Origin of the sequence: Guyparkeria sp. WRN-7, from assembly GCF_001641825.1 — a bacterium.
In the GTDB taxonomy this organism is placed as follows: Bacteria; Pseudomonadota; Gammaproteobacteria; order Halothiobacillales; family Halothiobacillaceae; genus Guyparkeria.
This window is the reverse complement of the sequence record NZ_LRFH01000003.1, coordinates 253,677-273,881: the sequence shown is the minus strand read 5'-3', so window position 1 is coordinate 273,881 and position 20,205 is coordinate 253,677. Positions and strand designations below refer to the sequence as shown.

General features: G+C 66.7%; 15 protein-coding genes. 8 read left to right on the top strand and 7 right to left on the bottom strand.

Going from position 1 to position 20,205, the window contains the following annotated elements:
• From AWR35_RS10570 to fhuB, 7 genes are all read left to right on the top strand, one after another.
• On the top strand, positions 1–506 hold a 506-nt coding region (locus tag AWR35_RS10570; RefSeq protein ID WP_156413908.1), incomplete at its 5' end, for an energy transducer TonB.
• Between the two features lie 104 nt (positions 507–610).
• Entirely contained in the window at positions 611–1,339 is a 729-nt protein-coding gene (locus AWR35_RS02650) for a MotA/TolQ/ExbB proton channel family protein (RefSeq protein WP_058574403.1), read from the top strand.
• A 4-nt stretch (positions 1,340–1,343) separates the two neighbouring features.
• A complete protein-coding gene (locus AWR35_RS02645) occupies positions 1,344–1,751 on the top strand; it encodes a biopolymer transporter ExbD (RefSeq protein WP_058574402.1) in 408 nt (135 codons plus the stop codon).
• A 50-nt stretch (positions 1,752–1,801) separates the two neighbouring features.
• Positions 1,802–2,626: a siderophore-iron reductase FhuF gene (gene fhuF, locus AWR35_RS02640; RefSeq protein ID WP_197408110.1), complete on the top strand. Its 825-nt coding sequence runs from the start codon at positions 1,802–1,804 to the stop codon at positions 2,624–2,626.
• Positions 2,626–3,393, top strand: coding sequence for an ATP-binding cassette domain-containing protein (locus AWR35_RS02635; protein ID WP_058574400.1), 768 nt, complete (start codon positions 2,626–2,628; stop codon positions 3,391–3,393). The genes fhuF and AWR35_RS02635 overlap by 1 nt, the downstream gene beginning before the upstream one ends.
• A 4-nt stretch (positions 3,394–3,397) precedes the next feature.
• Entirely contained in the window at positions 3,398–4,279 is an 882-nt protein-coding gene (locus AWR35_RS02630; RefSeq protein ID WP_058574399.1) for an iron-siderophore ABC transporter substrate-binding protein, read from the top strand.
• Positions 4,269–6,248, top strand: a complete 1,980-nt coding sequence (gene fhuB, locus AWR35_RS02625) for a Fe(3+)-hydroxamate ABC transporter permease FhuB (protein ID WP_058574398.1) — start codon at positions 4,269–4,271, stop codon at positions 6,246–6,248. Before AWR35_RS02630 ends, fhuB begins: the two co-directional genes overlap by 11 nt.
• A 314-nt stretch (positions 6,249–6,562) precedes the next feature.
• Here the strand turns inward: fhuB and AWR35_RS02620 are convergent, their stop codons facing one another.
• Together AWR35_RS02620 and msrA are read right to left on the bottom strand one after the other, a co-directional pair.
• Positions 6,563–8,674 carry a TonB-dependent siderophore receptor gene (locus AWR35_RS02620; RefSeq protein WP_197408109.1) on the bottom strand — a complete coding sequence of 704 codons (2,112 nt, stop codon included), beginning with the start codon at positions 8,672–8,674 and terminating at the stop codon, positions 6,563–6,565.
• A 309-nt stretch (positions 8,675–8,983) separates the two neighbouring features.
• Positions 8,984–9,928 (bottom strand): peptide-methionine (S)-S-oxide reductase MsrA, encoded by a 945-nt coding sequence (gene msrA / locus AWR35_RS02615; RefSeq protein WP_058574396.1) that lies wholly within the window; start codon positions 9,926–9,928, stop codon positions 8,984–8,986.
• Between the two features lie 255 nt (positions 9,929–10,183).
• Here msrA and amt point away from each other — a divergent pair, with 255 nt between their 5' ends.
• Positions 10,184–13,585 carry an ammonium transporter gene (gene amt, locus AWR35_RS02610; RefSeq protein WP_058574395.1) on the top strand — a complete coding sequence of 1,134 codons (3,402 nt, stop codon included), beginning with the start codon at positions 10,184–10,186 and terminating at the stop codon, positions 13,583–13,585.
• A 13-nt stretch (positions 13,586–13,598) separates the two neighbouring features.
• On the opposite strand, the gene AWR35_RS02605 is transcribed toward amt, so the two are convergent.
• The 5 genes from AWR35_RS02605 to AWR35_RS02585 all read right to left on the bottom strand — a co-directional run bounded on the left by AWR35_RS02605 (position 13,599) and on the right by AWR35_RS02585 (position 20,113).
• Entirely contained in the window at positions 13,599–14,510 is a 912-nt protein-coding gene (locus AWR35_RS02605; RefSeq protein WP_066185032.1) for an alpha/beta fold hydrolase, read from the bottom strand.
• Between the two features lie 26 nt (positions 14,511–14,536).
• Positions 14,537–16,666 (bottom strand): heavy metal translocating P-type ATPase, encoded by a 2,130-nt coding sequence (locus tag AWR35_RS02600; protein WP_082663858.1) that lies wholly within the window; start codon positions 16,664–16,666, stop codon positions 14,537–14,539.
• A 169-nt stretch (positions 16,667–16,835) separates the two neighbouring features.
• Complete coding sequence (locus AWR35_RS02595; protein ID WP_066185031.1) at positions 16,836–17,624, bottom strand: copper resistance protein B; 789 nt, start codon at positions 17,622–17,624, stop codon at positions 16,836–16,838.
• A gap of 21 nt (positions 17,625–17,645) precedes the next feature.
• On the bottom strand, positions 17,646–19,580 hold the full coding sequence (locus AWR35_RS02590) for a copper resistance system multicopper oxidase (RefSeq protein WP_058574393.1): 1,935 nt from the start codon (positions 19,578–19,580) through the stop codon (positions 17,646–17,648).
• Positions 19,581–19,648: 68 nt separating this feature from the next.
• Positions 19,649–20,113 carry a cupredoxin family protein gene (locus AWR35_RS02585; RefSeq protein WP_058574392.1) on the bottom strand — a complete coding sequence of 155 codons (465 nt, stop codon included), beginning with the start codon at positions 20,111–20,113 and terminating at the stop codon, positions 19,649–19,651.
• Positions 20,114–20,205 lie beyond the last annotated feature (92 nt).

The window sequence follows — 20,205 nt, the reverse complement described above, 5'->3', positions numbered from 1 at the left end:
AACCGAAGCCGGAACCCGAGCCAAAGCCGGAACCCGAGCCGGAACCGGAACCCGAGCCGGAACCGGAACCCGAGCCGAAGCCGGAGCCGAAACCGGAACCCGAGCCGAAGCCCGAGCCCGAGTCTCAATCGGAGCCCCAGTCGCAATCTGAGCCCGTAGCCCCTTCTTCGGTGCGACCGTCGGATTCGACTCCCGATACCGAACCGGTTCCCACGCCCGAGCCCGTTTCACCGCCGAGCTTCTCCGCGGGTTATCTCGACAACCCGGCGCCGACCTATCCGCGCGTGTCATTGCGGCTGCGGGAAGAGGGCACCGTTCGAGTACGTGTCACTGTCGATGCCGACGGCCAGCCGGTCGACTGGTCGATCGAACGGTCCAGCGGCCATGAACGGCTTGATAACGCCGCCCTCGAGGCCATCGAGCATTGGCGGTTCGTCCCGGCGAAGCAGGGCCAGCGTGCCGTGTCGGGTGAGGTAATCGTGCCGTTGCGGTTCCATCTCCGTTGAGCGATAGGCGCACTTGCGACCCGTAAGGGAAATGCGAACGGTTTGCATTGTGATGTGTGCTCAAATAGGATTCGTTCTGGTCACTTGAGCGGAGGGCGCGGCCCGTGGATCTCTTCAGCGTTTTCAAACATGGTGATGCCGTCCTGGTGGCGGTATTCCTGATTCTTGCCGGGATGTCGGTAGCGACCTGGGCAGTGGCGGTGGCGAAGCTCGTCGCCTGGTTCGAACGTGCCCGTTCGAGCCGCCAGTCGCTGCAGGAGATCGCTCGGTCCCGCTCGGCCGCGCAGTTGTCGCAGCGGATTGCCGGGCGTTCCGATCCGCTCGCGGCGATCGCCCGGGCGGGGCTGAGCTCGGCGCGATCGTTCCGTGGTCGTTGGGACGGTAGCCAAGCGGACAACCAGCGCCTCGACGAGACCCTGATACGAGGCATTCGTCAGGAGCTGGACCGTCAGGAGGCGCGCGTGCAGGCCGGGCAGACGCTGTTCGCCAGTGTGGGGTCGCTTGCGCCGTTCGTCGGCCTGTTCGGCACGGTATGGGGGATCCACGGTGCATTGATCGGGCTGTCCGAGGCCCGGAACGTCACCATGAATCTCGTCGCCGGCCCACTCGGTGAGGCCCTTGTTGCCACTGCGGCCGGCCTGGCCGCCGCGATTCCGGCCGTGCTGTTCTTCAACCTGTACAACCGCAGTCACCGGCTCTATTCGCAGTCTCTTGAGGCCAGTGCGCACGATGTCCATGCGCTGTTGATGCACGACCCGCATCTCGGTGCCTGGGCCCAGGGCAGAGAGCGCGAAGCCAGCGGCACGCCCACGCTCTCGGCAGTGGAGGCCTGACGCCGTGGCCTTCGGTCGTCTCGGAGACCAGCGCGAGCCGATGGCGGAGATGAACATCATCCCGCTGGTGGACGTGATGCTGGTGCTGCTGGTGGTGTTCATCGTCACCGCGCCGGTGATCACCCATTCGGTCAACATCAAGCTGCCGACGGCCAGTTCCGCACCGCAAGCCGAGTCACCCGACAGCCTGACCATTGCGCTGGACGAAACCGGGCAGCTGTATTTGGCGGACCAGCCGGTGGAGTCTGGCCGTCTCGAATCCCGGTTGCGGGTCGCGTTGAGCGAGGATCCGGAGCTCGTCGTGTACCTGCGTGCCGACGAGTCGACGCCCTACGGTCGCGTGGCCGAGACCATGGCCGACGCCCGCCAGGCCGGCGTGGAGCGGCTCGGCTTCGTTTCCCGTCCCGAATGAGCGCGGAGGTCGGCGCTGCCATGAAGGCCATACCTGCCGCATCGAAACGCGTGACCGGATCGCCTGTCGATTGCCGCGGTGACGATCCCTTCCGTGACGTGTTTGCCGGCCCGCTCGAATCCCTGCCGCGTCCGCGGCGGGGTGATACGTCCTGCGAGGGACCGCGGGTCACGTTTCCCGAGCTCGGCGACCCGGCCGTCATGGCGATGATCCAGGAGCGATTCGCGACGGTTTACCCCGGCGGCGATCGACGTGCGGTGGCCTCGATGTGGTCGAAGTGGCTGTTCAACGCCGTGCTGCCGAGCCTCGTTGGTTTGCTGCTGGCCGACGGGCGAGCCTGCGCCGCCGATGATTCTTCACTTGGCGTGGTCCTGGATGAGGCGGGTTATCCCGAACGGTTCTGGATTCGTGATCAGGGCGATATCACCGCGCCCGTGTCGATGGCTTCGGGCTTCGAGGCGCTGCTACGCGACCGGCTCGCGCCAGTGATCGAGGCACTGGCGAGCGTGTCCGGCGCGTCGCGAAACGTTTTCTGGAGCAACGCCGGCAACTCGGTCGAGTATCTGGTGGGCGAGATGGCGCGTCACCCGGCCATTACGCCGGCCACCCTCCAGCAGGCCTACGCCTTCTTCGAAACCCGGCGTTTTGCCGACGGCCAGCGCAATCCGTTGTTTCGCCCGGTCCGTTACCATTCGCCCGACGGGGACGGGGCGGTCGAGCGTCGCCGTCGCGTGTGTTGCATCCGCTACCTGCTGCCGGGGACGTCGTACTGTGCCAACTGTCCGCTTGCCTGCCGTGACCAGGCCGGCGCGGCTGCCGATAAGGCCGTGGTGCGTCGAGACAGGCGGCGGGCGCCGCATCAGGGGGTGGCCTGATGTTCGAACTGGACGGCGTGACGTTCTCGATCAACCGAAAGACCCTGCTCGAGCCGGTCGACCTCTGCCTGGAGCCCGGGCGTGTCTATGGTCTGGTCGGGCACAACGGCTCGGGCAAGTCGACGCTGGTCAATCTGCTGGCCCGGCAGACCACCCCGTCCGGGGGCAGTCTGCAATTCGAGGGGCGTCCGCTGGACGACTGGTCGTCGCGCGGGTTTGCCCGACGCGTGGCCTATCTGCCGCAGCATCCACCGGCGGCGGGGCATCTCACCGGACGTGAGCTGGTCGGTTTCGGCCGCTATCCCTGGCACGGGTTGCTGGGGCGGTTTGCTGCGGCCGATCGCCGGCAGGTGGAGCATGCCATGGCCATGACGCAGACGGCCGTGTTTGCCGATCGCCGTGTCGAGACTCTCTCCGGCGGCGAGCGTCAGCGGGTCTGGCTTGCCATGCTGCTGGCGCAGGAAAGCGATTTCCTGCTGCTCGACGAACCCTTGTCCGCGCTCGATATCGCCCACCAGGTGGAGATGCTGGCGTTGATCCGGCGCCTGTCGCACGAGCTCGACCTGAGCGTGGTGATCGTCCTGCACGACATCAACATGGCCGCGCGCTACTGCGACGAGCTGGTCGCCATGCACAGCGGTCGTCTGCTCGTGCGCGGCACCCCCGAGGAGCTGATGGACAGTGCCACGCTGCGTTCGATCTACGGGGTGTCGATGCAGGTGATCACGCCGCCAGGGCAGTTACGGCCGGTTGCCATCGTCGACTGAGTTCATGCGCCTCCCAATCTTCCGACACGCTATCCGACAGTGGGTGGTCATGCTCGCCGCGTGCCTTTGCCTGTTCGTGCCCGTCCATGCAGCGCCGGGCGAGGCGCCCAGGGTCGCCACGCTCGACTGGACGGTCGCCGAGACACTGATCGCCCTCGATGCCCGTCTTGTCGGCCTTGCGCAGGTCGATGGCTACCAGTCCTGGGTGGCCGAGCCATCGGTCCCGGAGACGGTCCTCGATCTCGGCTTGCGCGCGCAGCCCAATCTCGAGCAGCTGGTCGGCCTGTCCCCCGACCGGATCGCGCTCTCTCCCATGTTCGCGAGCCTGGTGCCTCGGCTGAAGACAGTCGCGCCCGTCACCACGTTTGATCTCTATGGTCCGGACGTCGAAACCTGGCCCGCCATACGTCGTGTGACCCGTGAGTTGGGTGCCTTCGCCGGTCGTGAGCGGCAAGCCGAGGCACTGATCAATGACTCGGAGGCACGACTGGCGCACCTTGCCCAGCTTCTGCCGGCCGATACGCCGCCGCTGATCGTGGTGCAGTTCATGGATGCGCGTCACGTGCGCGTGTTTGGCGAGAACGGGCTGTATCACGCCGTGCTGGGTCGGCTCGGGCTTGAGAATGGCTGGACCGGAGAGACCAACCGCTGGGGCTTTTCGCTCGTCGGACTGGAGTCGCTGGCAGGACTGGAGGGGCGACTCGTGGTCGTGCGGCCGTACCCGGTCGGCGTGCCCCGCGCGCTGGGGGAGAGCGCGCTCTGGAAACGGTTGGTAGAGCAGTCGCAGGGCGAGGTGCTCGAGCTCGACCCGGTCTGGAGCTTCGGTGCATTGCCCTCGGCGACCCGCTTTGCCGAGCAGCTGGTGGAGGCGATTGATGCCGAGTGAGCGAACCGCCATGTCCCCGGCGGGCGCGAGTGGCCTGCTGCTGGTCGTCCTGCTCGGCCTGATGGGGGTGGAGCTGCACGCTGCGACCGGGGGCTTCGCCCTGGGCGAGTGGTTGAGGCCGCTCGCTGGCCCGACGGGAACGGGCGAGTGGTTGCTGGCGCTGACTTGGTGGCCGCGCCTGGTGACCGCCCTGATTGCCGGGGCGGGACTCGCGATCGCCGGGGTTCTGATGCAGCAGGTATTGCGCAATCCGCTGGCCTCGCCCACGACGCTCGGGGTGGCCGGCGGGGCGAATCTGGCCCTGATGGCGGCGAGCCTGTTCGCCCCTGGCCTGATGCTCGTCGGGTCGGAATGGGTGGCACTGGCCGGCGGCGCGGCCGCCATGGGGCTGGTGTTCCTGCTCTCGTGGCGCCAGGCGCTGTCGCCGCTGGTGGTCGTGCTCGCCGGGCTGGTAGTGAACCTGTACCTCGGGGCGTTGGCGATGGTGCTGCTCCTGTTCAATCAGGAGACCCTGCAGGGCTTGCTGATCTGGGGCGCCGGTTCGCTGGCCCAGGACGGCTGGCACGATGCCGCTTTTCTGCTGCCGCGACTGGCGGTCGGCCTGGTTGCCGCCTGGTTGCTGTTGCGCCCGTTGCGGGTGCTTGAGTTGGACGATGCCAGCGGGCGAAGCCTGGGGGTCAATCTCGCCGGGCTGCGTCTGGCTGCGCTCGGGGCGGCCGTGTTCCTGACCGGTACGGTGGTCAGCGTGGTCGGGCTGATCGGGTTCATCGGCCTGGCCGCTCCCAATATCGCCCGCCTGCTGGGGGCCGAGCGGCTCGGCGCCCGGCTTTTCTGGGCGCCGATCATCGGGGCACTGCTGCTGGCGGTCACCGACCTGTTGCTGCAATCGGCCAGTGCCTGGCTGCCGACCCTGATTCCCACCGGCGCCATGACCGCCGCACTGGGGGCGCCGCTGCTGCTATGGCTGATTCCGCGTCTGCGTCTGGAGGTCGCCCCGCCGACCCTGGGCGAGACCGGCTGGCCGAGAGCGGGGCGACCCGAGCGACGACTAATGTGGATCGCGGCGGCACTCGTCCCTGCCACGCTGCTTGCCCTTTTCAGTGGTCACGTCGCCGGACAGTGGACCTGGTGGAGCGGGGCGAGCCCGGTCTGGGAGTGGCGTTTGCCGCGCATGCTGGCAGCGGCCGGTGCCGGGATCCTGCTGGCCGTCGCCGGCACCCTGCTGCAACGCCTGACCGGCAACCCGATGGCGAGCCCCGAGGTGCTGGGTATCAGTGGCGGGGTGGCCATCTTCCTGTTGCTGGGGATTGTCCTGCTGCCGGCCGTGAGCCTGCCGCTGCTCGTCTTGCTGGGCGTGGCCGGGGCACTGGTGGCCCTGGTCGTCCTGATCACGCTCAACGCGCGAAGCGGTTTCCTGCCCGAACGTCTGCTGCTGACGGGGGTCGCGATCACCGCGCTTGCCGAAGCGGTGCGGGCCCTGGTGCTGGCGGGCAGTGATCCGCGGGGCCAGCAGATCGTGGCCTGGCTGTCGGGATCGACGTATTTCGTCGGCACCGCGGAGGCATTCGTGGTGCTTGGTTTCGGTGTGCTGGCCGCCCTTGCGGTGCTGGTGCTGTCCCGCTGGCTCGATCTGCTGCCGTTGGGCGCGCCCGTCAGTCGGGCGCTGGGGGTGCCTGTCGGCGGCGGTCGGCTGGCGGTGCTGGGCGTCTCGGCCGTACTGACGGCCGCGGCGACACTGGTGATCGGGCCGCTGTCGTTCGTCGGTCTGCTCGCCCCGCACATGGCACGCCTGCTGGGCCTGTCGCGCGCTCGTGATCACCTGCTGGGCGCAGCCCTGATCGGTGCGGTGCTGATGATCCTGGCCGACTGGATCGGTCGGCAGATCCAGTTTCCCCACGAGATTCCCGCCGGCCTGGTGGCATCCCTGATCGGGGGCACCTACTTCCTTTGGGCATTGCGGCGCCTGTAGTACGACACTGCCCACTGGGCAGCGCGTCTCGACAGAGTCGTACTGCTCTCCGCCACGAACGGACAGCCGTCGGCCGTTCCAGCGACGGCTGCGCCGATCGCGCTCGAGCAGATCGCGTGCCTCAGTAGACTTCGAACACAGGGGAGGCAACAACATCGATGCCGCCCCGGCCGCAGTGCCGTGGGCCGAAGGAACCCGGCAGGGTCCGAGGCGGGATCGGCCCGATGGCTGCGCTTTTGCTTCCTATGGGCACAAAAAACCCCGCCGAGGCGGGGTTTCGTCCAGGGTGATGCCGTCGGCATCGAGGCCGCGGATCAGTATTTCCAGTTCACGCTCAGCATGGCGTTGCGCGGTGCACCGTAGTAGCCCTGGTCCCACTGCAGGCTGGTGAGGTATTTCTCGTCGGTGACGTTGTTCACGTTGAGCGTGACGTCCACCTGCTTGTTCACCTCGTAGCGGGCCATCAGGTCGACGACCGTGTAGGCATCCTGGCGGGTCGTGCCGTTGGCAAAGTACTGCTCACGCGAGATGTCGCTCTGCCAGCGCAGCTGGCCGCCGACGGTGAGCTTCGGCAGGAACGGCAGCCGGTAGGTTGTGCTGGCCCGGAGCATCTGCTTCGGGATGAAGCTGCGCGCCCGGTCGCCGTCGGCATCCTCGATGTCCACGTAGGTATAGCCGGCCGATGCGCGCCAGCCCGGGAGGATCTCGCCCGCCGCGGTCAGCTCGATTCCCTGGCTGGTGATCCCCTCGGCGCCGCGGTAGTAGGTATCCGCTGTCCCCGGAATGGTGCCGGCGGCCTCGGCGACGTTGTTCTGCTCGGTGTGGAACAGCGACAGCGAGGTATTTAGTCGCTTGTCGAGCAGTTCCGCCTTCAAGCCGACCTCGTAGTTGACGCCGTCGATCGGATCGAGGCGCTGGCGGTTGATGTCCACCTCGGTCTGCGGCTCGAAGATCTCCGTGTAACTCGCGTAGGCGGACCACTGGTCGTTGAGGTCGTAGACGAGGCCGGCGTAGGGGGTCAGCTCCGCATCGTAGGAGGTCTCGCGCGTGGTGCCGTAGCTCTCGCCGGTGTTGTCGAGCCAGGTCGCCCGCGTGCCGAGGATGGCCGTGGTGCGGTCAGTGAGGTTCAGGCGAGCAGCCGAGTAGACCGCGGTTTCCTTGTCCGTGAACTCGCTGCCGCCGGTGCCGCCGGTGAAGTTCGGCTCGGGGTAGTTGCCATCCCACTGCTCCAGCGGCGGCAGGGCGGTGCCGATGTCCTCGCCAAAATGCGAGATGTCATCGGTCTGCGAGCGGGTCCAGTTCACGCCGGCGACCAGTTCATGGGTGCGGCCGAACAGGTCGAAGGGCCCCTTGGCCTGCAGGTCGGCAATCCACTGCTCGTTGTCGTAGTCGTAAAGACTCGGGTAGCTGTACAGGCCCAGTCCGGTGGACGGGTCCGGTGTGCCGTACATGTAGAACAGCTTGGCGTCCGCCTCGGTCTCGACGCGGTTGATCGCGGCGCGGGTCTCCCAGCCATTGGCAAAGGCGTGCTCGAGCTCGACGAAGCTGCGTCGATCCTGGTTGTTCCAGTAGGACCAGTCCGACGAGGTGGCGGTGGAGCGATCGTAGTCGGTCTGGGTGCCGTCGGTGTAGTACAGCGGCAGGGCGCCCCACAACGGACTGTCCGCATTGTTCTGCTGCCAGGTGTGGCCCGCGGTAAGCAGGGTGTTGTCGGTCAGGTCGGCCTCGATGACGCCATAGGCGACGTAACGGTCGCGCTCGTAGCGATCGAGATACGACTCGCCCTGGTCACCGGCGACGACCAGCCGGCCGCGAACGCGCTTATTCTCCGTCAGCGCCCCCGAGACGTCGCCTTCCACGCGGCGCTGATCCCAGGAACCGGCGCTCAGTTCCACCTCCGCCCGGGTCTGCGGCGTGGGGCGCTTGCGGATGAAGTTGACGGTGGCCGAGGGCGATCCGCTGCCGGACATCAGGCCGTTGGCGCCGCGAATGACCTCGATGCGGTCATACACGACCGTGTCGATGTCGCCCTGCACGTTGCCGTAGGCGAACGGCGCGCCGAGGCCATCGATCTGGAAGTTCTGGATGTCGAAACCACGCGAGGTGTAGTAGGTGCGGTCGGTCTCGACCTTCTCCACCGTGACGCCGGGAGTGGATTCGAGTGCCTTGTTGGCGCTGTCGAGATTGAAATCCTCGATCTGCTGGTTGGTGACGACCGACAGGGACTGCGGCGTGTCGCGTGCCGTGAGGTTCAGGCCGGTAGCCGTGCTGTTGCTGCCGGGACGGTACTGACCGGTTTCCTCGGAGGGCAGGGCGAAGCCGCTGCCTTCGATTACCACGGAGTCGAGTACGGTCGCGTCCGTTGACGTCTCTTCGGCGTAGGCCACGGCGTTGCATGCCAGCAGGCAGGGGACCGAAAGGGTCAATGTACGGCGTACCGCCTGGCTAAGCGGCGTTCGTCGAGCCGGGAGTGACGATTTCATAGGCGAACGATCTCGGTGATTTCTGGGTTTGAATGCAATCGCGACCTGTGTCGCTGACGGGAATCTACATGAGAATGGTTCGCGTGCGCAATAGCAAATGATTGCTGTGCAGCGTGGTCCGCTGGGTATGGGGCCTGGAATAGCCGGTCGCGACGGTGTTTCGCGGGTCGAGAAGCCGCCGTGTGATCCCCCGGCACGAGCGACCTGAATGGAATCAGATGCCGGTCGGTCGTCGGGCGAGGCGGGTGATCGTCAGGGTGTCGGTTCGTGCGGGGCCAGCCATTGGCGGAACCGGTCCGGGTCGCCTTGGTAGCCGGTATAGCGAGCCGTTTCGCGGCCGTCCTCGAACAGCACGATCGTTGGGGTGCCGAACAAAGGCTTGGCGAGTGTCCAGCCTTCCGGCGGACGCGGGTGCAGGGTGGTGGTGATGGGCACGACGGACTGCCAGTTCTCGAGAATGTCCTGTTCGAACCGCTCGCAGAACGGGCAGTCCACTGCCTCGAAGACGATCAGCTGCCGTTCGCGCTGCAAGTCGCCGGCATCGAGGCGCTCGGCGGTGGGTGACTCGGTCCTGTCGGACTCGGTCATGCCGCCCGGATAGGCCACGCCGGTGCCGCCGATGCCGCAGTAGCCGTTCGGGTTCTTTTCCAGGTAGTCCTGGTGGTAGGTCTCGGCGCGGTTGTAGTTGCGCAGCGGCGCAATCTCGGTGGTGATCGACCCAAAGCCTTCTGCTGCCAGGGCCTGCTGGTAGATCGCACGGGTCTCTTCGGCGACCTGGCGCTGGCGGTCGTTGGCGTAGAAGACGGCGCTGCGGTAGTTGCTGCCGATGTCGTTGCCCTGGCGGTTCCCCTGGGTGGGATTGTGGTTTTCCCAGAAGCCGGCCAGCACCCGCTCGAGGCTGGTCTTGTCGGTGTCGAAGGTCACCTTGACCACCTCGGCATGGCCGGTCTGGTCGGTTTCGCCGCGCCGGATCGCCCTCGCGGTGGACAGGACATCGCGATAGGTGACCGTTTCGGCATCCCCGCCGGCGTAGCCCGCCTCGACATCGACCACTCCGGTCAGCTTGCTCATGCGCATTTCCGCACCCCAGAAGCAGCCCATGCCCAGCACGACGGTCTGCGTGCCGGCGACAACGGACCCGGCAGCCAGCAGCAGGAGCCAGAAAGCAAGAAGGGGGGCGGTTCGGGTGATGCGCATGGTGATGTTCCCTGGGGTTTCCACTGTAAGGCCCCCTGCTGGGGGCAGAGTTTCATCCGGTCGGTGCCTTCGTGCAAGGCGTCGGCGGTTCACCGCCGTGGTGCGTGACGGGTGACTTGGTGTCGAACTTGCAGTCCGGAACCCGGAGAGGGCTCCCCGGCCGGCCGTGGAGCGGTTTTCAACCTTCCCCTGCCTCCTGGTGGTGCATCCGTTCGACGGGTGATCCCGCTCCTGGGGCGACAGTCTTCGGTACCAATGCAACTATCTTCGATCGACGTCGTCTGGGTCTTGCTGAGTGCCACGCTGGTGCTGCTGATGCAGGCCGCATTCCTCTGTCTCGAAACCGGGCTGGCCCGGCGCAAGAATGCCATCAACGTGGCGATGAAGAATGCCGCGGACCTGATGATCACGCTGCTGGTGTTCTGGGGCGTCGGATTCGGCCTGATGTTCGGGCCGAGTCTCGGAGGCCTGATCGGCACGGGGCCATTCTTCCCCGACCTGTTGACGCTGACAGCGGATCACGCGGTCGTGTTTCTGTTCCAGGCGATGTTCGCGGCGACCGCCGCCACCATCGTCTCCGGTGCGGTCTCCGAGCGCATGTCGTACATCAGCTACGGGCTGGTGACGCTGGTGGTCGTGATCCTGCTCTATCCGCTCACGGGACACTGGGCCTGGGGTGGGCTGCTCTCGCCGGGCGAGGGCTGGCTCGCCGCGATGGGATTCGTCGACTTCGCCGGCTCGACGGTCGTTCACAGCGTGGGTGGCTGGGTTGCGCTCGCCGCCGTGCTGGTGGTCGGGCCGCGTCTCGGTCGGTTTACCGACGAGGGCGTGCAGCGGATTCCGGCGAGCAATCTGTCGCTGTCCCTGCTGGGCGGGTTGTTCTTCCTGATCGGCTGGATCGGTTTCAACGGTGGCAGCGAGCTGGGCCTGACCGAACGGGTCCCCGCCATCATCGGTAATACCCTGTTGGCCGCAGCCAGCGGCGCGATAACCGCCTACGCCATCGCTCATCGCATGAAGGGCGAGTATGTCGACAACCTGATGATGCCGCTCAACGGGCTGCTGGCGGGGCTGGTGGCGATCACCGCGGGGGCGCATGCGGTCTCGACCCTGTCGGCGGTGGTGATCGGCGCGATTGGTGCGGCGGTCATGGCGCTCGTCGATCTGTGGATGATCCGGCGTCGCCTCGACGACACGATCGCCGCGGTACCGGTGCATCTGGCGGCGGGTGTCTGGGGCACGCTGGCCGTCGGCCTGTTCGGTGATCCCGATCAACTGGGCACCGGCCTCGGTCGAGTCGAGCAGCTGGGAGTACAGCTCGTCGGCATCGTCGCCATCGGTGCGACCACCTTCGTGCTCGCCTGGCTGCTGCTGCGCGGCATCGACCGTATCCGCCCGCTACGCGTGAGCGCCGAGAACGAGACCGTCGGGCTCAACGTCAGCGAGCACGGTGAGCGCACCGACCTGATCGACCTGCTGGCGGTCATGGAGAAACAGACCAGCAGCACCGATCTGTCGGTGCGGGTGCCGGTCGAGCCGTTCACCGAGGTCGGCCTGATCGCCCGGCGCTACAACGACGTCATGGCGGCACTGGAGAAGGCAGTGACCCGCACGCGGACGATGTTCCGCGACATGCGCGACGGCATTCTCACCTTCGACCCGTCCTGCCGGGTGCTCAGCCTCAATCCCGGCGCGGAGAAATTGCTTGCCGTCACGGGGGCCGAGGTCGAGGGACGGCATGTCGACGAGCTGTTCCGCCCCCTGCTGGGAGAGCAGGCGTCGACCGGCTTGGCTGCCCGCCTGCTTTCCGGAGAGGTGCACGAAGTGGCCGGCGGCTCCGGTGCCGAGACATGTCACCTGGAATTGCGTGCCTCGCGGACCGGCGAGGGCGATCAGCCGTTCTACACCGCCGTGCTGCGCGACGTCACCGAGCGGAGGCTGGTGCAGGACCAGCTGCACCGCGAGCAGGAACTGGCGCAGGTGACCCTCGAGTCGATCGTCGATGCGGTGATCGCGACCGACGAGACCGGCCGGGTGCGCTTTATCAACGTCAACGCCGGCGCGCTGAGCGGCAAGTCGGCCAGCGAGGCGCGCGGCTGCCCGTTGTGTGCCCTGTTCCGCTTCGAGCGCGAGTCCGAGCGCCGGGACTGCGAGGAGGTGATCCGTTTCCTGCTCGATCGCCAGCGGGTGCTCAACGGGACATCGACATGGACCCTGATCGATGCCGACGGTCGATCTCGGGTGGTCCAGTACACGGCTGCACCGATCTTCGATCGTGGGGGTGGGCTGGTCGGCGGCATCGTGGTGCTGCACGACGTCACCGAGGCCCGGGCGATGGAGCAGCAACTGTCCTATCAGGCCACCCACGACGCGCTTACCGGCCTGCCCAACCGGCGCGAATTCGAGGCCCGGCTGGGCGAGGCGATCACCACCGCCCGCGAGCGTGGCCGCGAGCATCTGCTCTGCTACATCGACCTGGATCAGTTCAAGATCGTCAACGACACCTGCGGCCACCTGGCCGGCGACGAGTTGCTGCGACAGATCAGTCGAGTGATCGGCGAGGGTCTGCGCGAGCAGGATGTGTTCGCCCGTCTCGGTGGTGACGAGTTCGGCGTCATCATCAAGGACTGTTCCGTGGACGAGGGGATGGCGATGGCCGATGCGCTGCGCGAACGGGTACACAAGTTCCGCTTTCCGTGGAAGGGTCGCCACTTTTCGCTGGGCACAAGCGTCGGTGTCGTGGTGCTGGATGCCGGCTGCGGTGACCTGGCCGAGGTGCTGGGTCAGGCGGATACCGCCTGCTACGCCTCCAAGGACCGGGGGCGCAACCGCATCCACCTGTTCGAGCGCGATGACCGCGAACTGGCCGCGCGCCGCGGCGAGATGCAGTGGGCCTCGCGTATTCGCGCGGCGCTCGATCGTGACCGCTTCCGGCTCTACTACCAGCCGATCGTGTCGACCCGCGACCCGCAGGGGCAGGCACATCACCACGAGATCTTCGTCCGCATGCTCGACGACGAGGACAACCTCGTCCCGCCAAGCGCCTTCATTCCGGCCGCCGAGCGTTTCGGACTGATGGCGGAAGTCGATCAATGGGTGGTGCGCAACGCGCTCGCCTGGCTCGGCGACATCCATCGGACGGCTAACGAGACGCCGCTGGTCTGTGCGATCAACCTCTCGGGCGGCAGCCTCGGTGACGAGGCCTTCCTCGAGGAGATTCGGACCCTGCTGGCCCGCCACCGTGTACCTGGTGCCGCGGTATGCTTCGAGATCACCGAGACCAGTGCGATTGCCAATATCGATGCCGCGCGCCACTTCATCGAGGTGCTGACCGAAGAGGGCTGTCGCTTCTCGCTGGACGACTTCGGTTCCGGGCTGTCTTCGTTCGGCTACCTGCGCAACCTGCCGGTGCATTTCCTCAAGATCGACGGCACCTTCGTTCGCGACATCGCGGCGAATCCCCTCGACGAGGCCATGGTGCGCTCCATCCACTCCATCGGTCAGGCCATGGGATTGCAGACGATCGCGGAATTCGTCGAGGACGCCGAGACGGTCGAGCGCTTGGCGGGCATCGGCGTCGACTACGTGCAGGGCTACTACATCGATCGGCCAAAACCCCTGGAGCAGCTCGACAGCGTGAAATTCATGCCGCGGTGATCGCGGGTGGCTCTCAGCGCCGGTCTCCAGCGGGATCCGGTGTCTTCTTGGTGGGCCAGCCCTGTCGGCATTGCCGCAGAAAGTCGGCCAGTATGGTGCGATGATCGGCCAACTGGTCGCTGAGGTCGTGTCCGCCCGGCAGGGGGTGGAGCGCGACCGACGCCTCGCCGCGGCAGGCGTACAGGGCTTGTGCGTCCTCGAATGGAATGACCGGGTCGGAGCGGCCATGGGCCAGCAGTACCGGGCAGTCGACTCGGGGCAAGGTGTTGACCGGGGCGATGTCGTCAAAGCGATGGCCGATGACCCGCTCGACGTGACGCAGCACGTACCAGCCGATCGGCAGGAAGGGCAGGCGTTTCCAGGCAAGCCAGCGGCGCATCATGCCTTCCGGGTGGGCGAAGGCCGACAGGCTGATCACCCCGCCGATGTCGCGGCGCCGAGAGGCCACCAGCAGGACGGCGGCCGCACCGACCGAATGGCCGATCAGCACGATCGGTGCTGTGCCGCTCCGCTGGACCCAGTCGATGGCGGCCTCTGTGTCCTCCGCAAAACGGGGCATGGAGGAGAAGTCGTCTTCATCGCTCTCGCCGTGGTTGCGCGCATCGAACAGCAGCACCGACCAGCCGGCGTCCCGGATGCTGCGGGCCAGCGGCAGCATCATCTCGCGATTGGCGCCCCACCCATGGGTGATAATGGCCACGCCTTCGTCTGGCTCTCCGTCGAGCCACCAGCCGCGCAGGGTCCGATTGCGCACTGTTGGAAAGGACACCTCCCGACCCGTCAGTCCATGCGCCGTGAGCGAGCGGCCGATGGCCTCCCGCGGTGCCGCCAGGCTGATGCGTAAACGACGATGAAACAGGTGGAGCAGCAAGCCGAGTCCGGCCACGCTCGCACCCGCCCAGCCAAGCCATCCCAGTGTCGTCATTGCAGCGATCGTCCGCCGGGTGGTCGTCAGGCGGTGGCGGTCGCTTCGCCCTCGCCGTGCTGCTCGGAGGCCGGCTTGAAGCGTTCCAGGAGCTTGGCGTTGATCGCGACGACGATGGTGGAAACCGACATCACCGCGGCACCGATCGCCGGCGGCATCAGGAAGCCCACGCCGTAGAGCACGCCGGCTGCCAACGGGATGGCGACGATGTTGTAGCCGGCGGCCCACCAGAGGTTCTGGATCATCTTGCGGTAGGTGGCCGCCGAGAGCTCGGTGACGGTGGCGACGTCGCGCGGGTCGGAGTTCACCAGCACGATGTCGGCCGATTCGACCGCCACGTCGGTGCCGGCACCGATCGCGATACCGAGATCCGCCTCGGTCAGTGCCGGCGCGTCGTTGACGCCGTCGCCAACCATGGCCACCGACAGCCCCTTCTCCCTGAGCTCGCGGATGCGCGAGGCCTTCTGGTCGGGCATCACCTCGGCGAAGAAGTCATCCAGCCCCAGCTCGTCGGCCACGGCCTGGGCGACGGGCTTCGAGTCGCCGGTGAGCATCATGCACTGCATGCCCATCGCCCGGAGCCGGTCGACCGCCTCGCGCGAGACCTCGCGGACGATGTCCGACAGGGCGATCGCGCCGGCCGGCTGGTCGTCGACCAGCACGAAGACCACCGTCTTGCCTTGCTTTTCGAGTCGTTTGACCCGGTCGTCGTCGATGGCGATGTCCTGCCGTTCGAGGTAGCCCGGGCTGACGATGCGCACGGTCTTGCCATCGACGCGGGCCTCGACGCCTTCGCCGGGCAGGCTCTGGAAATCGCTCGCCTCGGGCAGGGGCAGCTCACGCTTGCGGCTTTCGTCGACGATGCCGACCGCGATCGGGTGCTCCGAGTCGGCTTCCAGGGCGGCGGCCAGGCCCAGCACGTCGTTCTCCTCGCGGTCGCTCAGGGCGACCACGTCGCTGACGCCGAAGCGGCCCTCGGTAAGCGTGCCGGTCTTGTCGAACACGAACACGTCGGTCTTGCGTGCCCGTTCGAACGCGGCCCGGTCACGGATCAGCAGGCCATTGCGCGCCGACTTGCTGGTCGAGACGGCCACTACCAGCGGTACGGCCAGCCCCAGCGCGTGCGGGCAGGTGATCACCATCACCGTGACCATGCGCTCGAGCGAGAAGTCGAAGGCGTAACCGGCGATCAGCCAGGAGATGAGCGTGATCACGCCCACGGTCAGGGCGATGTAGGTCAGCCAGGCGGCGGCGCGGTTGGCGAGATCCTGGGTGCGCGAACGCGAGGCCTGGGCCTGTTTCACCATGTCGATCACCTGGGACAGATAGGTGGCCTCGCCGGTGCGCTGGATCTCGACCGTGAGCGAGCCCTCGCCGTTGATGGCCCCGCCGATCACCTTGTCGTCCTCGCCCTTGCTCACCGGCTTGGACTCGCCGGTCAGCAGTGATTCGTTGATGTTCGAGCGGCCCTCGACGATCACGCCGTCGGTGGGGATCTTCTCGCCCGGCTTGACGCGTACGCGGTCGCCGGGCTCCAGGGCATCGACACGTACATCCTCGATCTCGCCGTCGTCACGGAGGCGATGGGCGGTGGCCGGCATCAGCTTGACCAGTGCCTCCAGCGCGCCCGAGGCGCCCATGATCGACCGCATCTCGATCCAGTGCCCCAGCAGCATCACGTCGACCAGGGTCGCCAGTTCCCAGAAGAACACGCGCCCGGACAGGCCGAGGACCACGGCCGACGAGTAGAGGAACGCCACGCTGATGGCCAGGGCGATCAGCGTCATCATGCCCGGGGCGCCCTGGCGGAGCTCAGAGACCAGGCCCGTCAGGAATGGCCAGCCGCCGTAGAAGAACACGGCGATCGACAGGACGAACAGCAGGTAGCGATCGCCGGGGAAGTCGAGGGCGGCCTCCAGGCCCAGGAAACCCTGGATCATCGGCGAGAGCAGCAGGATCGGCACCGTCAGGGCCAGCGAGATCCAGAAGCGGCGCCGGAAGTCGGCGATCATCGCGCCGTGATCATGCCCGCCGTGGCCGTGGTCATGACCATGGCCGTGATGCCCGGAATGGTCGTGACCGGCGTGATGCTCATGCTCGTCGTGATGATCCGGCTCGTGGTGCCGGGAATGGACAGACGCAGAGTCCTGGTTCATGTATCGCGGTCTCCTCGGTCGTCATTCAATGGTGGTGGGGCAACTCAAGCACATTGGCGTCGATCTTGCCCGCCTGGTGCCCGAAACGGCGCGCCCCCGGAAGGCCGGGGGCGCGCTTTTCACACCGGCACCGGGCCGGTGGCTTTGCGGTCGATCGTCAGATGCGGTCCTAGAACCACATCCGCACGCCGGCAAGTACCCGGAAGTCACCCGTGTCCTCGCCTTCGTCCTCGGCCATGTCGGCCGTGTCGCCGAGCTTCTTGTTCCAGCTCACGCCGATATAGGGGGCGAACTCGCGCTTGATCTCGTAACGCAGGCGCAGCCCCAGCTTGACGTTGTTGATGCCCTCGCCGACGCCGAATTCCTCGACCTCGTCGAAGGCGACCATGGTGCCGAAACGTGGCTGCAGCACGAGCTTCTGGGTAAGCAGGAAGTCGTATTCGGCCTCGAAGTCCGCCCAGGCATCGCCGTCCTCGCTGAGGCGCAGGTTGGTATCGACCTCGAACCAGTAGTGCGCGAGACCCTGCAGGCCGAGCACGGCATAGCCGCGGTCCGGATCCGGGCCCGGGCCGTATTCGAGCTGGTAGCCCACGCCGGCCTGCACGGACCAGTAGGGCGAGATCAGCCGGCCGTAGAGCAGGTCGAGATTTTCGATGGCGCCGCCGCTGCCGCCGGACACGACGTCCTCGGCCTCGCCTTCGACCCAGACGCGGTTGTAGTCGCCGCCGTACCAGCCCTTGAACTCGACGTTGACGCTGTCTTCGTCGTCGCCGGCGGCATATTCCAGTCGATCGAACAGGAAGAATCCGTGCGGCTCGTCACCCACGGGGGGCGCCCAGCCTTTCTCCACGGCGAACGGCGCCTGGCCGTCGGCCGTGGCGGCGAGGGGCATGACGGCCAGCAGGGTCGCGCTCAGCAGGCCGCCGACGGTCTTGGAAAGGTGTCGGTTGGTGTTCATCAATCGTGCTCCTCTGAAACGTTAGGCGACGGATACGACGCGGAACATGCCGGCCTTCATGTGATAGAGCAGGTGGCAGTGGAACGCCCAGTGCCCCGGCGCGTCGGCGGTGATCCGCGCGGAGACCATTTCGCCGGGCTTCACGGAAATGGTGTGCTTGCGGGGCCGCAGATCGCCGTGCTGGTTCTCCAGCTCCATCCACATGCCATGCAGGTGGATGGGGTGATCCATCATGGTGTCGTTCACCAGGATCAGGCGCAGCCGTTCGCCGTGATGGAACTGGATCGGGCCGTCCACCTCGGAGAACTTCTCGCCGTCGAACGACCACATGTAGCGTTCCATGTTGCCGGTGAGGTGAAGCTCGATCTCCCGTTCCGGTTCACGCGGGTCGGGCCAAGGCGCGAGTGCCTTGAGATCGTCGTAGACGAGCACCTTGTGTTCCGGCGTGCTCTCCAGGCCGATGCCCGGGTCGCTCAGCCGGTTGCCGGGACTGCGGGCCACCATCGCCGCGCCGGGGCCATGGTCGTTCGGGCCGTGCGAGATCTCGCGATCGGCCAGCGGCCAGGGCGCCTTGCCACCCGACTTGTCCATGGCCATGTCCATGCCGCCCTTGGCGTCGCCATGGTCCATCGCCATGCCGGCATGCGACGACTGACCGGTCATGCCCTGATCGCCTTGCATGCCGGCGGACTGGCCGCCCATGTCCATGCCACCGGACTGGCCGCCCATCTCCGTGTCGCCGTTGCCCATGTCCATGCCACCCATGTCCATGTCGCTCATGTCCATGTCGCTCATGTCCATGCCCATGGCTTCCATCCCGCGGGACGCGATGGGGCGCGGCTCGGGGATCTCGGCGGTCAGGCCGACTTCGGTGGCCAGGGTGCCGGCCGCGAAGCCACTGCGATCCATGGCTTCGGCGAAGACGGTGTAGGCCTGCTGGTCGGTGGGCTCGACGATCACGTCGTAGGTCTCGGCCACGCCGACGCGGAACTCGTCGACCGGTACCGGCTCGACGTTCTGGCCGTCGACCTGGACCACGGTCATCTTCAGGCCGGGAACGCTCACGTCGAAGAAGCTCATCGCCGAGGCGTTGATCACGCGCAGGCGGATCTTCTCGCCCGGCTTGAACAGGCCGGTCCAGTTGTCGTTGGGCGAGCGACCGTTGATCAGGTAGGTGTAGGTGCTGCCGGTGACATCGAGCAGGTCGCGCGAGCTCATGCGCATCTCGCCCCACATGGCACGTTCGCGCATGGTCTGCGACCAGCCCTTCTTCTGGATGTCTTCGAGCAGGTCCTCGACGGTCCGCTTCTGGTAGTTGTAATAGCCCTCGGCCACCTTGAGGTTGCGGAAGACGTCGTGCGGATCCTCGAAGGTCCAGTCCGAGAGCACGATTGCGTAGTCGCGGTCATAGTTGAACGGTTCGGGCTCGGCCGGCTCGACGATCAGCGGGCCGTAGTGCCCCAGCTGCTCCTGCAGGCCCGAATGGCTGTGATACCAGTAGGTGCCGGCCTGCTTGAGCGGGTAGTAGTACTCGAAGGTGTCCTTCGGCGGGATGCCCTCGAAGGTCACGCCGGGCACGCCGTCCATCTGGAACGGCAGCAGGATCCCGTGCCAGTGGATCGAGGTCCACTCGTCGAGGTTGTTCTGGATGCGGATGCGGACGTTGCGACCCTCGCGCATGCGGATGGCCGGCCCCGGCACGGTGCCGTTGACGGTGATCGGGTTGGCCGGCTTGCCGTCGATCTTCATCGGTGTGCGATCGATCACCAGGTTGAAGACGTCGGTATCGCCGTCCTCCAGGCGCTCGGCTTCATGGTTGCCGACCTGCGGCCAGGCGAGGGCCGGGCTCACGCCACCATAGCCGTATAGCGCGGCCAGGACGCTCATGGAAGTGACATTGCGCAGGAAGCGGCGGCGGGAGTGGCCCTTCCCGGTCAGGGTTTCGTATTGGTCCATTGTCGTTTCCCTCCGTCGTGCGGAAAGCGTGGTTTGTTCGGTTGCCGGTCGTCTCGCAGGGGCGGTGATCAGGGCGTGGCCTGGACGTCGACCGTCCCCTTCATGCCGGCTTCGAGGTGTCCGGGTATCAGGCAGGCGAAATCCACCTCGCCCGGCGAGGCGAAGTGCCAGACGATCTCCCCGGTTTCGCCACCATCCAGCCGAACCATGTTGGGCTCCTCGTGCTTCATGCCGGGGTTGCGGCGCATTTCCTCGGCGTGCGCCTTGAGCTCGTCGAGCGTGCCGATGACCATCTCGTGGGGCTGCTGGCCGGTGTTCGTCACGGCGAAACGGACCGTCTGGCCAGCCTCGACCTGGATGCTCTCCGGGTCGAAGCGCATCTGGTCGTTCATCGTGACCTCGATGGTCCGGTCGACCTCGGCGGGGTTGCCCGGCGAACCGGTCATGGCCTCGTGGCCGCCACCGTGGTTGCCGCCTGCCTGTGCCATCAACGGCATCAGGGCGAGTGCAAGCAGGGTCTGTCGTCGAATCATGCGTGTCGTCCTCTCAGTGGCGGTGCGTGGGGGAGGGGCCTCCCGATGCGTTGCCAAGGACTTTAGTGCGTTGTTCTGTCATCGTCCTGACG